Origin of the sequence: Asticcacaulis sp. (genome assembly GCF_020217185.1) — a bacterium.
Classification (GTDB): Bacteria; Pseudomonadota; Alphaproteobacteria; order Caulobacterales; family Caulobacteraceae; genus Asticcacaulis.
The window spans coordinates 1-14452 of record NZ_JAIWNX010000112.1 but is presented as its reverse complement, the minus strand read 5'-3'; the positions used below and the strand labels follow the sequence as shown (position 1 = coordinate 14452).

Sequence of the window (14452 nt, the reverse complement as noted above, 5' to 3'; positions counted from 1 at the left end):
TTCATCTCCGGCGAGGACAACATGTCCCACACGTTCGAGAACCTGGAACACCACCACTTCAAGTACGAACTGTTCCGCGTGCCGGGCGATGTGCACGTGCACTGCTTCGGCACGGCGACGGCGAGCTTTGCCGACGGCGTGAAGACGCAAGCGGGCGACGTGTTCGAAATCGACGCCCGCCCCTTCGTCCACCCGCTCAGAAACCCCCTCAAAACCACCGAACCGCTGGCCAGCACCGCAAAGGTGGTGCGGTTGTAACGCCTGTCTTACACCTCCCTGCACAAAGTGCGGGGAGGGGGACCGTCGAGCGTAGCGAAGACGGTGGTGGGGTGTCTTTGCGCTATGTCCACCCGTTCAATCCATTGACGCGGTTAAGAACCCTCACCACCGCATCTTACCGCGTAAACGCGGCTCGTGCGGTCCCCCTCCCCGGCACGCCGGGGAGGTATAAAAAACCGCTCTGATCTTTGGGGATCAGGGCGGTTTTCCGTTGCTAGCGGTCTGACGTTAGAACCCGGACGTTAGGGCTTTTCGGAGCCGACCGGGTTCACCTTGGGCATCTTGCCCTGTTCGATGCGGCCTTCGTTGCGCAGCTTGCGACCGTCTTCGGCCATCTTGTCGTTGTGCAGGGCTTCGCCCAGTTCCTCTTCGACGCCGCCGGCGGTTTCCTTGATCGAGCCTTTGATATCGCCCATGTCTGATCTCCTTTGTGAGGGTAGGGGTGTGAAGGTCGCGACGCGGGTGAAAGCGCGCGACCCTGATGCTAAGCTGCGCCCGCGCTGCGTCAGTTTTCGCCGGGTTTGCAAGGCCTTGCGCGTAAGTAAAAAATCAGGAAACGCGCCTTTATCTGCCCCTTATTTTTGCTTTCAGCCATAGGCATCGCATCCTTAAAGCCGCGCCGATAGGGTTCAGTCATCACATCCACACGGACCAAGACACGGACGAAAACGAGATACCCCCCCCCCATCCTCGTTTTGATGCTGTCTCAGACGGCCTTCCGTGTCAGACATCCCCCCCCCGCCCCGCGGTCCGTGTGGATGTGACCCCCATTCCTCCCCCATATCGCACGCCCTCAAAGGAGAGATTGATGCTGTCCCCCGCCACCAAAGCCGCCGCCGGAGTCACCAAGGTTCTGGCCGAACACGACGTCCGTTCGGAAGCCGACCGTACCGTTGAAGGCGTTGAAAAGACCGCGCGCCACGTGGCCGATGACCTGTCTTCGCGCGCCAACGAAGCCGGTGCCAAGCTGCGTCATCTCTTTGATGACGCGCAGGGCCATCTCAACAAGGCAGGTGGCCGCCTCAATAAGGAAGTGCACGAAAACCCCGTGCGCACGGGTCTTCTGGCGCTGGGTGCCGGTGTGCTGATCGGCATGATGCTCAAGCGCTGATCGGGCGTTTCGTCTGAAGGTTTAAGGGCGAGGCCACAGCGGCTTCGCCCTTTTTTGTATCGGTTGTGAAAGGGTCGCGAATGTCTGTGCTGTTACGTGTGGCGGAACTGTTTTTTGTGCGTCAGCGCTTTCGTCAGGTGCGGTCGCAGGCCCTGGCCTTTCTGAGCGCGCTGGGCGTGCTGGTCGGGCTGATGGTGTTTGCGCTGGTGGCGCTGGCGCTGGGGCTTTCGGTCTTGCTGCTGCTCGCCTTTCACGGCTTGCAGGCGCTGGGGCTCACGCCGCAGGGCGCGGGCGGCATCGTCGCCGCTCTGGTCATTGCTGTGGGGCTTGTCCTGCTGGTGGCCATCGGCCGCGCCCGGCGCGCCGTGCAGGGGACGCTTGAGCACCTGATCAGCGAAACCTCGGCCATGCCGGGTGAGCGCGAGGTGCAGGGCGTGGTGACGCGCACCGCCGGTGGGGCCGTGTCGGTGTGGCGTGCCTTTCGCGACGGGCTAAGGAGCGGAAAATCAAGCCGCCGTAAAACAGCCGCCTGATTTTTCTTATGATTTATTTATTAAGGCCTCTGTCGATGGCATGGACCCATTACCGGTGCGGCGGCAAGCTCTGAGTAAGATGGGGCATTTGAAAAGGACCAAGCACATGACCAATAAGATCGCCAAGATGATCGTAATTGCCGGCGTTGCGCTGGCGGCCGTTCCGGCCCTGTCGGCCTGCAACACCATTGAAGGTGCGGGCAAGGACGTTCAGGCCGGGGGCGAAGCGGTTTCCGACGCCGCCAAGGACGCCAAGAATTAAGCCAGTCGTAAGGCTGGACATTTCCGGTTTTCGCAGGTTCTGATGCCGCAGGGCTTCAGGGCCTGCGTTTGCGTATATGATGGACGGGGAAAGACGGATGATGTGGCAAAAGCTGCTGCGGCAGCGACGGTACTATCTGGTGCTGTTTGTCCTGCTGTCGATTGCGACCGTGGCCTTTTCGTTCATTGTCTACGCCCATTACAACCGCATTCAGGACCAGAACCGGCAATCCCTGTTTGAATACGAGGCCATTCGCCAAAGCCGGGTGGTGCTGGTCGATCTGCTCGATATGCAGACGGGGGTTCACGCCTATCTGGTGTCCGGCGATGAGGCGACGCTGACCAGCTATCGCACGGCGCGCGATATGCTGGAGCGTGATCTGTCGGCCTATCGCACCCTGGTGTTGCGCCATGATCCGCAGGCGGCGCGCGACATCTATCTGTGGCTCGATAATATCCGATCCTTGCGCAAGACCTTCGACGATCAGGTCGAAAACCGCCGGCTGGGGCGCGGGGCGGCGCTGACGCGCGAGGCGTTTGAACGACAGGTGCGCGACATGGCGCACGTGCGTCGCGCGCTGGAGGCCACCAATGTGCGGCGTCTGGTCGAGGTGCGGCTTCAGACGGCGGAGGTGGTGAAGGCGCGTTCGGATTTTGTCTTTACGCTGGTCATCGGCAGCATCCTGCTGATCGGTGTCATGCTGTTGGGGACGGTGACGATCCTCAATCTGGAGGCCGATTTCCGCAACCGTCTGGCCGAGCAGGAGGCCGTCATGCAGCGCTATCGTGAGGTCACCGAAGGCATTAACGATGGCCTGTTTGAGGTGAACTTCGTCAGCGGCGACGTCTATTGCTCCGCGGCCTATAAGGCCATGCTGGGCTATGCCCCGGACGAGGTGGAAAACCGCTGGGAGGTGTTGCGCGACATGATCCACCCGGATGACCGCGAGGCGGCGGACGCCGATCTGCGCCGCTATATGGAAGGCACGGACGCCACCTATCGCAGCATCTTCCGCATGCGGCACAAGGACGGCGGCTATCGCTGGATTTTATCGCGCGGCGTCGGCACCGGGGCCGATTTCAGCGGCATCAAGAGCATGATCGGCACCCACGCCGACATTACCGAACAGAAGCAGCGCGAGGAAGAGTTGCGTCAGCTCTATGCCGATCTGGAAACCTTCACCTACATCACCTCGCACGACCTGCGCGCGCCTCTGGTCAATTTGAAAGGTTTTTCCAAAGAATTGGAAATATCAATGAAGGCGGTGACCAACGCCATCGCCCCGTATCAGAAAGACTTTGCGCCAGAGCATCAGAAGGCGCTCGATCTGGCCCTGAAAGAGGACGTGCCGGAGTCGCTGGGCTTTATCGCCAAAGGGGTTGAGCGCATGGATAGCCTGACGCGCGCCATCCTCGACCTGTCGCGCATCGGTAAGCGCGTCTATACGATCGAGCCGGTTAACACCCAGACTATATTCGACAAATGCGTTGGGGCTCTGGGGTACGATATTACGCAAAAGGGGATCGAGATAAGCTGTGACCCCTTACCGGAGATCATGAGCGACGCCGTGGCGCTGGAGCAGATTTTCGGCAATCTGCTCGATAATGCGGTCAAATATCTGCGGCCGGATATTACCGGAAAGATAGAAGTATCTGTGCGCGAGACGCTGCACGATTACATCTTCACCGTGTCGGATAATGGCCGCGGCATCGCCGATATCGACAAGCCGAAGGTGTTTGAAATCTTCCGCCGCGCCCGCAATACGACCGAGGTCGGTGGGCTGGGGCTCGGCATGGCCTATGTCAAGGCGACGCTGAGGCGCCTGTCCGGTGACATCTGGTTCGACTCGAAAATTGATGAAGGGACGCGCTTTCATGTGCGCCTGCCCAAACGCCCGCGCCTGAGCGAAGCGTCACGCCCTGTAACTGCGATGGAAGCCTGAACCTATGATGGTCCCTGCCTTTGACGATCAGTTCACCTTGGTCATGATCGAAGACGATGCCGGTCACGCGCGCCTGATCCGCAAGAATCTGGAGCGCGCCGGGATCGGCAATCCGGTGCGCCATTTCGAAGACGGGGCGGCGGCCATCGACTATTTCTTCGGTGAGCACCTCAGCGCGGCGCAGACCGCCGAACGCCATGAACGGACTCTGGTGCTGCTCGACCTCAACATCCCGCATATCGACGGCTATGAGATTCTGCGCCGCCTCAAGGGCGATCCGTCCACGCGCGCCATTCCGGTGATCGTGCTGACCACGACCGATAATCCGCGCGAAATCGATCGCTGCTATGAGCTGGGCTGCAATGTCTATATCACCAAGCCGGTCGAATACGACAATTTCTCCGACGCCATCCGCAAGCTGGGCCTGATGCTTGCCGTGGTGAAGGTTCCCAACACCGTGGTGAAATAAGATGCCGATGTCTTCCCCCGCCCTGACCCGCATCCTGTATATCGAAGACGATGAGGCGCTGGGTCGCCTGCTGCAAAAGCGCTTTCGCCGCCACAGCCTTGAGGTCGATCTGGCCGTCACGGCTGAGGCCGGGCTGGAGGTGATGGCGCAGCAGGGGTTTGATCTGATCCTGCTCGATTACAACCTGCCGGGCATGAATGGCCTGGAGATGCTGAAGGCCCTGAAGGCGCGCGAGATCACCACGCCGGTCATCATCCTCACCGCCGGCGGTGACGAAGCCATCGCGCTGGAGGCGATGGAGCTGGGGGCGGCTGACTATGCAGTGAAGGACATCAATCAGGCCTATCTCGACCTTCTGCCCGCCGTCATGCAGGCGGCCTTCACCAAGGAACGCCTGCTGCGCGAGAACGAGCGCCAGCGTCAGGAGCTTCAGGCGGCCAAGGAGCGCGCTGAAGCCGCGTCGCAGGCCAAGACGGACTTTCTGGCCACCATGAGCCATGAGATTCGCACACCGCTCAACGTGGTGACGGGCCTGTCGGACATTCTGATCAAGTCGCCGCTCAATGACGATCAGTACCGGATCGTAGAGACTCTGCGTACCAATGCGCAGCTTCTGTTGCGGCTGATCAATGATCTTCTCGATATTTCCAGAATTGAGGACAATAAGATCGAGCTGGAGTCCACCGCCTTCCGTCCGGCCGATGTGCTGGAAGACCTTAAGATGATGTTTGCGCAAGATATTGAGCGCAAGGGGCTGGACTTTGCCCTGACCGATAACACGCAGGGCGTGACGGTGCGCGGTGACCGCACGCGCTTGCAGCAGATCGTGATGAACCTGATTTCCAACGCGCTCAAGTTCACCGCGCGCGGTGAAATCGAGCTGATCGGTGAGGCGCAGCGGCGCGGCGACCGGGTCGATCTGAGCCTTGCGGTGCGCGACACCGGCATTGGTATCCCCGAAGCCAAGCGCAGCCAGATCTTTGACAAGTTTACGCAGGCTGATGCCTCCATCACGCGGCGTTTCGGCGGGTCGGGGCTGGGCCTGTCTATCGCACGGGCTCTGGTTGAGGTGATGGGCGGCGAGATTGCGGTGGACAGCGAAGAGGGGCGTGGTTCGCTGTTCAGCGTGCGCCTCAGCCTGCCCGTGGCGGTGATGGCGGTGGCCGAGGATGAGCGTCCGCCTGTGCCGCCGCCGGCGCCGGGTGAGCGGCCGCGCGTGCTGATCGTCGAAGACTATGCGCCGAACGTTCTGGTGGCCACCCTGATGCTGGAAGAGATGGGCTATGAGGCCGAGGCCGCCGAGTCAGGCATCGAGGCGCTGGCCCTGCTGAAGGACAGCGACACGCCCTACCATGCCATTCTGATGGACGTGCAGATGCACGAGATGGACGGGTTTGAGACCACGCGGCGCATCCGCGAACTGGAGCCGGCGAGGGGCTTCCGCTACCGCATTATCGGCGTGACGGCGCACGCCCTGGCCGGTGACCGCGAACGCTGCATAGAGGCGGGCATGGACGACTATCTGTCGAAGCCGATCCAGCCCGGACTTCTGGCGCAAAAACTGCGGGCACTGACCCCGGCCTGACGATGAGCAAAGGATTTCAGGCTTTTTACCGTCCCTTTATAGGCGGGTGGCCGCTCCGCACTGCGCCCTTGCGGACGTCGGATTAGGGTTTCAGGACAAGGAGATAACCATGTCCGACCCTGTCGAACGCGATCCCGCCCTGACCTCTGCCCGACCGGCTGATCCGCCCGCGGAAGCCGCGACCTATGAGGCCCCCAACCCCACGCCGGAGGCCGAAAAGGCGACGTCTGTGCCGGTGGATTTCACCCTCGATATCGAAGACGCGCAGCACCTGAGGAATGATCTTCAGGACCTGCTGAGCGGGGTGGAAACCGTGCACCTCAAAAGCGATGTGAAGGCGCAGATTTCGCGCCTGAACGCCTGGGCGACGCGCTATGCCGAAGGGCTTGAGGCCGCGCGGCAACTGGGGGAAACCGGCCTGACCATGCTGGAAGAGGCGCGCGTGCATCTGGCGGCGCAGCTTGACGACTATCTGCGGCTGGAAGGCGAGGGGGGGCAGGTGGCGACGCCGGATCAGGGCCGCCTGATCGATGAACTGAACCGCGCGCTGCGCCGCATCACCCGTCTGCAAGGCGCGCTGCGCGGGCAGTTCATGCAAACCCAGTAATCTGTAACCTGTGCCCCCTGATGGTTGTTTTTAATGACCCGACGGGGTGTTTCGCTTGGCCTTGTGTACCGGAATAAGATATGTCTCTGACCGCAGATGCCCATTCGGGGTTGGTTATGGATACAGAGGTCAGGGTGGACAAGGCAGAACCGGCTCCGGGGCTTGATCCGTCGCAGGAAACCCAACTCAAGGAAGCGCTGTACCGTCAGATGTTGTCCGCTGTATCCCACGACCTGAAAACCCCGCTGGCGACCATTATCGGCTCGCTGGAGGTCTATACCCTGCTCGAAGCCAAGCTGTCGGAGGAGAAGCGGCGCTCGCTGATTACGTCCGCCCTGTCCGAAGCCTATCGCCTCGACAAGTTCATCACCAACATCCTCGACATGGCCAAGCTGGAAAGCCGCGCCGTGCAGCCGCGCGAGGAGACGGCCAATCTGACGCCGCTGATCCGCGATTCGATCACGCGACTGGGGCCTTTGAAGGATAAGGGCGAGATTCGCCTGCACGATCTGGGCGGTGCCGAGGCCTTTCACACGGATACGGTGCTGTTGTCGCGCGTGGTTGGCCTGATTATTGAGAACGCGCTGAAACATACGGGCAAGGCCCCGGTGGTCGATATCGACTATGGGGCATCGGGCGAAGAGGCCTTTGTGCACGTGCGCGACCACGGGCCGGGCATCCCGCCGGACAAGATGCGCGCCATCTTCAACAAATATACGCGCCTGCAAAAGCAGGATCAGCAGAATGCCGGGACGGGTCTGGGCCTGTCGATCGCTGAGCTGATCATGACGCTTCTGGGCGGGCGTATCGAGGTGCGCAACCACCCCGAAACCGGCGCGGTGTTCAGCCTTTATGTGCCGGTGCAACTGGCCCCGACGGGTGTGGAAAGGTAAGGCGGAGTGTTTTGTTATGAACGCCCGGCGTTTGGTTACCAAGGCTTAACAAGCCTCCTTTAAAAGACGCTGCGAACCAAAGAGTTCAGTATTGCTCGCCAGAACAGGGGCCATACACAAAGGCGTCACCGCCAGATACAGGATCGTCTCAGGACCGCATGACCCATTCGACCGCGCTCATTATTGAGGACAGCGCCGTGCAGGCGCAGATGATCGGCCGATTGATTTCGGCGCAACCCGGATGGAGCCACATCCATTTTCCGACCTTCCGCGAAGGTTATGATGCGCTGAGTTCGTTTTCGGTGCAGGCGCTGTTTATGGACATCTTTGTCGGCACCACGAATGGGCTGGCGCACATAGAGGCCTTTCGCAAACGCAGCGGGTCGGCCCCGATTATCCTGATGACGGCGGGATCGTCGCAGGAAAGCATCGAAGAGACCCTGCGCAAGGCGCGTCAGGCGCGCGCCGATTTCATCCTGCGCAAGCCGTTCGGCGAAGGTGACGTGCGGCGCATCTTTCAGACGGCCTTCAAGGACCTGAATACGCGCACGCGAAAAAAACATGCGCTGGTGATCGACGACAGTCGCACCCTGCGCAGCTTTATCCGTGGCGCGTTGGAATTTGGCGGCTATCGCGTGTCGGATGCCGAATCGATGGAGGTGGCCTTCCGCGATGTCGATATTGCTCACGTTGATCTGGTGGTCTGTGACGTCTTTATGCCGGGCATGGGCGGTATCAAGGGCATGAGCTATATCAAACAGACCTGGCCTGCCGTGCCAGTGATCGCCATGTCGGCGGGTCTGGATGGCCAACTCAGCGAAACCGATGCGCTGAATGCCACCGGCCGCATCGGGGCCGATGCCGGTATCGCCAAGCCGTTTGAGGGCAGGCAGTTGCTCGAACTGGCGGATCGTCTTTTGAAAACGGCGGTACTGGTTTAAACCCGATCCGGTTCGGCCCACTGCGCCATACCGGCCGTGATGCGGCGCATATAGTCGCCCAGCGCCTGACATTCGGCGTCGCTGAGGATCGTCATCATATCGGTCACCACGCCCGCCTGCACGGCCAGCGTCTGTTCGGTCAGGGCGCGTCCCGCCTCGGTCAGCCACAGCCGCCGCACGCGCTTGTCCGCCGCATCGCTGCGCCGTTCGATCAGGCCGCGCTTTTCCAGCTCCGGCAGCAGCATGGACAGGTTGGAGCGCCCGACCAGCAGCCGCTGCGCCAGTTCGTTCTGCGTCAGACCTGCAAAGCGGTAGATATTGGCCAGAATATCGTGGTGGGCGATACGCACCCCGTGCGGGGCCAGCCGGGCATTGAGCGTGCGCTCGACGATCTGATGGGCGCGCGCCACGGCGATCCAGTTGCGAAAACGCGGCAGCTCCCACGGCATGAGGCCGGTCGGGGCCGGGGTGTCTTGCGTCATCTCCGTCCTTGTGATTTGTTCAAGATTGAACTAATTATGGTTCAATCTTGAACAGAATAGGCCGTGATTGATGACTGTGCAACCGGATGCCGCGACGGAATCGCCCAAGGCGCAGGCCGACCGTCTGTTTGAGCTGTTCTGCACGCCGGAACCGCTGAGCGAGGCGGCGCAAAAGGGCATGGCGCGGGTGGCCGAACGCCTGAGCGCAGCGGAGCCGCTGCGCATCCCGTTTCAGGGCGGCGAATTACAGGCCTATCGCTTTGCCGGAAGCGGTCGTGGGACGGTGGTGCTGCTGCACGGCTGGACCGGTCAGGCGGCGGTGATGACCTTCTTCGTCGAGTCGCTGGTCAGCGAAGGCTTCGACGTGGTGGCGCTCGATTTTCCGGGGCATGGGCGGTCGGACGGTGAGCGCCTGCACGTGGCGCTGGGGGTGGCGGCCCTGCACGCGCTGCACGCCGTCACCGGGCCGTGGCACGGCGTGGTCGCCCATTCGTTCGGGGGCGCGGTGGCCTTTGCGGGCCTGTCGGGGCTGGTCGGTGAGCTGCCGCCGCTTCACTACGGGCGGCTGGTGCTGATCGCCGCCCCCTGTTCCATGCCGCGCGTCTTCGATACCTTTGCGCGCCGCCACGACCTGTCGCCAGAGGCCACGGGGCATCTCAAAGACCATGTGAAGCGCCTGACCGGCCATCCGGTCGAAGCCTTTATGGGCGACGCGATCCTCAAGGCCCATCCGCTGCCGACACTGGTCCTTCATGCGCCGGAGGATCAGGAGGTGCTGTTCCTCAGCGCCGAAAGCTTTGCCGCGGCCGGGGACCACGTGACCCTGCATCCCCTGCCCGGACTGGGCCACCGCCGCATCCTCTATGCCAGGGAAACCGTGCAGGCCACGGCGGCCTTCCTTGCGAAGTAAAAAACCCCGCCGGTTAGGGCGGGGTTCTCCACTTCATCCGTAAACGGATTAGAGCGGGATGAAAGTATCATCCCGCTCTAAATTTTGTGTGGTCGCGATATTTTGTCGAAAACCGCGCACACTTTTCGACATATCGCTCTACCGCTTGAACTTGATGTTGATAAAGCCCGTGCGGCCCACCACGTCGAACACGCCCGACTGCCAGCCTTCGTCGCCGAAATAGGCCCCGCCGGCTTCGGCCCCCGGATAGCGCGGCGGCGGGGTGTCGAAGACATTGCTCATGCCGATGCCCACCGCGACGTTCTTCTTCACGTCATACCAGACGTTGAAGTCGTGATAGAGGATCGACTTGGTGCGGTAGGGGAAGTAGTTTTCCGGATTGATGGTGGTGTTCATGCGCATCGCCGAGAAGTAGCGGAAGCTCCAGCTCGCCCACAAAGGCCCCTTCTGATAGGAGAGGCGCGTCACGCCCTTCCATTTCGGAAAGCCGAAAATGCCCAGCGTGCTGGTGACGTTTTGCGGGTTTTCCGGGTCCGGCGTGATCTTGTTTTCCTTCAGGCGGGTGAAGACCAGATTGAGCGACAAACGCCCGCTGTCGGCCCCCCAGCCCCATGAGGACAGGTCGGTGAAATAGTCCATCTCCACATCGACGCCGCGATTGGTGCGCTTGGCCAGGTTGATGTTCTGCTTCACGACGCGCAGCAAGTTGTTGGTGCCCGCTTCGCGCACGACAAGGTTACAGTAGGGGTTGTTCTGCATCGGCGCATCGACGCATTTGTTGATGATGGTCTGCGGTTCGACGGCGGCAATGACGTTGCTGAGGTCGATATCGTAATAGTCCACCGACATCGTGAAGTTCTTCATAAAGCGCGGCTGGGCGACCAGACCAACGGTCAGGGTCTTGGCCGTTTCGACCTCCAGATCCGGATTGCCCTTCTTTTCGACCTCGGTCCACAGCCAGTACGAATTCTTGTTGGCCGGGTTCAGTACCGCACAGTTGGCGCGCGTATCCTGGGTCGTTTCCGTGCGGTAGGTCATGTAGTAGTTGCACGGGTCGTACAGCCACTGACCGCTGATCGACGAGGCGGTGAAGACCTCGCTGATGTTCGGGGCGCGCACCGCCTTGCCATAGGTGGCGCGCAGTCGCAGGTCGCGCACCGGGGCGTATTGCAGGCCGTACTTCCACGAGGTCGTCTTGCCCGCCGTCGAATAGTCCGAGGCGCGCACGGCGGCATCCACCGACAGCTTGTGTGCAAAGGGCAGATTGGCCAGAATCGGCACGCTCAGTTCGCCGAAGATTTCCTTCACGTCGTACTGGCCGCGCAGCGGGTTCTGCACCACGCCATAGTCGGGCACATAGGCCGGATCGTCGGGATTGTATTCGGCGACGGCCCCGATGAAGTTCTTTTCCTTACGGTACTCACCGCCGATCACCACCTGCACGTCACCGGCCGGCAGGGTCAGTACGCCGCCCGTGGCATAGGCAGACAACACCTCCTGCTCCAGAGTCGAGGTCGAGGCGGAGGGGTTGAAGGTCAGGTATGTGATGACGTCCTGCGTCAGCGGCTTGAACGGGTTGAGCGGCACGCAGTTCGGGTCATTATTGGTGGCGTCGGTATCGGCATTGACGCCGCACACCGGCTTGCCGCCCGGACCGGAGACGGCGTCCAGCGCGCGCATATAGCGTTCGTTGGAGACGGCGTTGCGGTCCTGAACGCGTTCCTCGGTCTTGCCGTAAGAATAGTAGGCCGACCAGTTCCAGTCGTGCCCGCGGAACAGGCCCGGCAGGTCGCCCTCAAACCCGGTGACGATCTGCGACAGGTCGCGCTTATAGTCGGTGCTGGACTTGCCGATTTCGGGGAAGTTCCGGGCAAAGGCGACATAGGGCAGGCTGCCGCCATTGGCGGTGATCATTTCCTGCGTGATGAAGGGGTTGCCTTCGTACAGCCAGTTGGAGGCCCCTTCCCACCACATGCCGTATTCGCCATGCGACTTGTTGGTGGCGTAATCCACTTCGAGGAAATAGCGCAGATTGGACGTCAGCTCATAGTTGAGGGTGCCGTGCGCGATGAAGCGGTCATTGGGCACCGACAGCAGCCAGTTGTCGTAACGCCCGCCGTATTCGCCACCGTCCGTTTCCAGATTGGCCACAGTTTCGGGGCGGCTGAGGTCATAGGTGTTTGGCAGAATACCGCTGGGCCCCAGAATGGGGGCGCGCATGGTGCCGTCGTCGTTGAAGGTATAGACCTTGCGCCCCAGCAGAACCTGAGCGCGCGGCGAATAGCCAAGGTTGCGGCGGCCGTCCCAGATGTAGTTGACTGCCGAGGCGCCGGAGCCGATTCTGGCCCACCATGGGTTGCCGGTCGCCGTCCACGGGCGGTCCTGCCCGCCGACCGTACCGTCGGATTTGCCGTAATAGCCAAACAGGGTGAAGTTGCCCTTGCCCTCGGCGAAATTCTTGCCGTACAGCAGGTCCACATCGTAGCTGGGCATGTCGTTGCGCGCCGAATTGCCGTAGCGGACATTGCTGTCGATGCCCTCGAAATTCTTGCGCATGATGAAGTTGGCGACGCCGGCCACGGCATCAGCCCCGTACAGGGCCGAGGCCCCGCCGGTGATCACTTCGACGCGTTCGACCAGGCTGGACGGAATGGTGGAAATATCGACGGCGGACGAGCCCGGCGCACCCGGCACGTGGCGGCGGCCATTGACGAGCACCAGTGTGCGCTTGGTGCCCAGACCGCGCAGGTCCAGCGCGTTCAGACCCGGATGGCTCTGGTCCATCGAATCCTTGTCGCGGTTGGCGTTGCTGGTCTGATCGCTCTGGCTGATAACGAGGGCGGGCAACTGATTGACCAGATCGGCAATCTGACGCGGGGAGGTCTTCTGGATGGTGTCAGAGGTGATGACCGAGGTCGGGGTGGCGCTTTGCGCGCCGCGCAGGCGAATGCGGGTGCCCGTGACGACGACCTCTTCGACCTCGTCTTCGCTTGTGTCGGTCTTGGTCTTCTTGTCGCTCTGGGCGTAGGCGGTCGTCGTGACCATCAGGGCCAGCCCGATCGCCGAGCCGTGCAGAAGATATTTCAGAAATGCGGTTGTGTTCATGAGTGCGCTCAACCGGAAGGAAGATGAACGCTAACCGCGGGTTTGTATATTGGCTACTGTATACGATGTAATGTTTTTATTTGTGATATTTGTGTGTCTGGATCGCAACACTGTTGCGACAGTGGCGATAAAAAACCCCGCTGGTGAGGGCGGGGTTTTGTGTCAGGGATTCAATGGCCTCACATCGGTGGGCTTGAGCGACGCCCGGTCAGCGCGCTGTACACCAGACCGGCGATAAACAGCACCACAAAGACCACGGCGATGAACTTGGCGATATCGGCAAAGGTGCCGGCGAGGCCTGTAAAGCCGAACAGGGCGGCCACAACCGCCAGAATGAAGAAGGTGATGACCCATCTCAGCATTGGAAATCCTCCATAGGGATGTTTGTTGCTGAGACCAGCATCGCGCTGACCGCGTAAGGATACAAAACGGGGTAAAGTCTGCGTCCGTAAGCGCCGGGTAAGGCGCGGGATAATGGCTTAGAGCGGAATGATGTTAGGTGGAAACGGCTTGGCGCCATAGTGCCTCCCCTGATTTCAGGGGAGCCGGGCGGCCGGTGCCGGTGGCGCGTAGCGACGGGTGGGGTTAACAGCAGGGAATTTAACCCCACCGTCTTTTGTCGCTACGCTCCAAATCCACCTCCCCTGAAATCAGGGGAGGCGCTTGAATGATGATATCATTGAAGATCATTCCGCTCTGAAATAACAAACGGCGGCCCCTGGGGAAGGGGGCCGCCGTTTCTTCGCAGGGAGGGGGCCGAAGGGCGATCGGGGGAAGCGCCCTTAAGGACCTGATCCGGGGGTGATCAGGCCGCGGTTTCGGCGACGATCTCCATGCGGTAACCGATACCGGATTCCGAGACGATGGACTTCGACAGCCCCGGCTTGGTTTCCAGCTTTTCGCGCACCTGACCGATATAGACGCGCAGATACTGGGTATCGTCCACGTGGGCCGGGCCCCAGACCTCTTTGAGGATCTGCTTGTGCGTCAGCATACGGCCGCGGTTGACGAGGAAGAAGCGCAGCAGGTCGTATTCCTTCGGCGTGAAGGGGACCTTCTTTTCGTCGATAAACACTTCGTGGCGGACAAGGTCCATGCGAATCGGGCCGTTGACCACATCGGGTTCACCCACTTCGCGCACGACCGACTTGCGCAGATTGGCATTGATGCGCGCCAGCAGGACTTCGGCGGAAAACGGCTTGGTCACATAGTCGTCGGCGCCCAGATTGAGGGCCGGGGCGGCGTCCATGTCTTCCGAGCGCGCGGTCAGCACGATGATCGGCACATTCGACCACTGACGGATGGTCTGGATGACCTCCTTGCCGTCGATATC

15 protein-coding genes and 1 pseudogene are annotated in these 14452 nt (G+C 61.2%); 11 read left to right on the top strand and 5 right to left on the bottom strand.

Annotation, left to right across the window (positions count from 1 at the left end; all coding sequences use genetic code 11):
* Positions 1-258: pseudogene (locus LDL37_RS05595) on the top strand (FAH family protein); the annotation flags it as partial.
* Between the two features lie 263 nt (positions 259-521).
* On the opposite strand, the gene LDL37_RS05590 reads toward LDL37_RS05595, so the two are convergent.
* Positions 522-695 carry a hypothetical protein gene (locus LDL37_RS05590; protein ID WP_172961154.1) on the bottom strand — a complete coding sequence of 58 codons (174 nt, stop codon included), beginning with the start codon at positions 693-695 and terminating at the stop codon, positions 522-524.
* 392 nt (positions 696-1087) lie between these two features.
* Here LDL37_RS05590 and LDL37_RS05585 point away from each other — a divergent pair, with 392 nt between their 5' ends.
* The 9 genes from LDL37_RS05585 to LDL37_RS05545 all read left to right on the top strand — a co-directional run bounded on the left by LDL37_RS05585 (position 1088) and on the right by LDL37_RS05545 (position 8622).
* Positions 1088-1390 carry a hypothetical protein gene (locus LDL37_RS05585; RefSeq protein ID WP_290795419.1) on the top strand — a complete coding sequence of 101 codons (303 nt, stop codon included), beginning with the start codon at positions 1088-1090 and terminating at the stop codon, positions 1388-1390.
* Between the two features lie 80 nt (positions 1391-1470).
* Positions 1471-1923, top strand: coding sequence for a hypothetical protein (locus LDL37_RS05580; protein WP_290795416.1), 453 nt, complete (start codon positions 1471-1473; stop codon positions 1921-1923).
* A gap of 118 nt (positions 1924-2041) precedes the next feature.
* A complete protein-coding gene (locus tag LDL37_RS05575; protein ID WP_197723617.1) occupies positions 2042-2185 on the top strand; it encodes an entericidin A/B family lipoprotein in 144 nt (47 codons plus the stop codon).
* 97 nt (positions 2186-2282) lie between these two features.
* Entirely contained in the window at positions 2283-4127 is a 1845-nt protein-coding gene (locus LDL37_RS05570) for an ATP-binding protein (protein WP_290795414.1), read from the top strand.
* A gap of 4 nt (positions 4128-4131) precedes the next feature.
* Entirely contained in the window at positions 4132-4596 is a 465-nt protein-coding gene (locus LDL37_RS05565) for a response regulator (RefSeq protein WP_290795412.1), read from the top strand.
* Between the two features lies 1 nt (position 4597).
* Entirely contained in the window at positions 4598-6181 is a 1584-nt protein-coding gene (locus LDL37_RS05560) for a response regulator (RefSeq protein WP_290795410.1), read from the top strand.
* A gap of 109 nt (positions 6182-6290) precedes the next feature.
* Positions 6291-6788: a hypothetical protein gene (locus tag LDL37_RS05555; RefSeq protein ID WP_290795408.1), complete on the top strand. Its 498-nt coding sequence runs from the start codon at positions 6291-6293 to the stop codon at positions 6786-6788.
* A gap of 80 nt (positions 6789-6868) precedes the next feature.
* Positions 6869-7681, top strand: a complete 813-nt coding sequence (locus tag LDL37_RS05550; protein ID WP_290795405.1) for an ATP-binding protein — start codon at positions 6869-6871, stop codon at positions 7679-7681.
* A gap of 158 nt (positions 7682-7839) precedes the next feature.
* Positions 7840-8622 carry a response regulator gene (locus tag LDL37_RS05545; protein ID WP_290795403.1) on the top strand — a complete coding sequence of 261 codons (783 nt, stop codon included), beginning with the start codon at positions 7840-7842 and terminating at the stop codon, positions 8620-8622.
* On the opposite strand, the gene LDL37_RS05540 is transcribed toward LDL37_RS05545, so the two are convergent.
* Positions 8619-9104: a MarR family winged helix-turn-helix transcriptional regulator gene (locus tag LDL37_RS05540; RefSeq protein WP_290795401.1), complete on the bottom strand. Its 486-nt coding sequence runs from the start codon at positions 9102-9104 to the stop codon at positions 8619-8621. The two genes, LDL37_RS05545 and LDL37_RS05540, sit on opposite strands and share 4 nt — an antisense overlap.
* Before the next feature lie 70 nt (positions 9105-9174).
* Between LDL37_RS05540 and LDL37_RS05535 the strand changes: the two genes are divergently transcribed.
* Positions 9175-10014 (top strand): alpha/beta fold hydrolase, encoded by an 840-nt coding sequence (locus LDL37_RS05535; protein ID WP_290795399.1) that lies wholly within the window; start codon positions 9175-9177, stop codon positions 10012-10014.
* A 138-nt stretch (positions 10015-10152) separates the two neighbouring features.
* Here the strand turns inward: LDL37_RS05535 and LDL37_RS05530 are convergent, their stop codons facing one another.
* The 3 genes from LDL37_RS05530 to LDL37_RS05520 all read right to left on the bottom strand — a co-directional run.
* Complete coding sequence (locus LDL37_RS05530; protein WP_290795397.1) at positions 10153-13119, bottom strand: TonB-dependent receptor; 2967 nt, start codon at positions 13117-13119, stop codon at positions 10153-10155.
* A gap of 179 nt (positions 13120-13298) precedes the next feature.
* Positions 13299-13481, bottom strand: a complete 183-nt coding sequence (locus LDL37_RS05525) for a DUF1328 domain-containing protein (RefSeq protein ID WP_013479482.1) — start codon at positions 13479-13481, stop codon at positions 13299-13301.
* A 443-nt stretch (positions 13482-13924) separates the two neighbouring features.
* The coding region (locus tag LDL37_RS05520; RefSeq protein WP_290795395.1) for a response regulator transcription factor at positions 13925-14452 on the bottom strand (528 nt) is incomplete at its 5' end.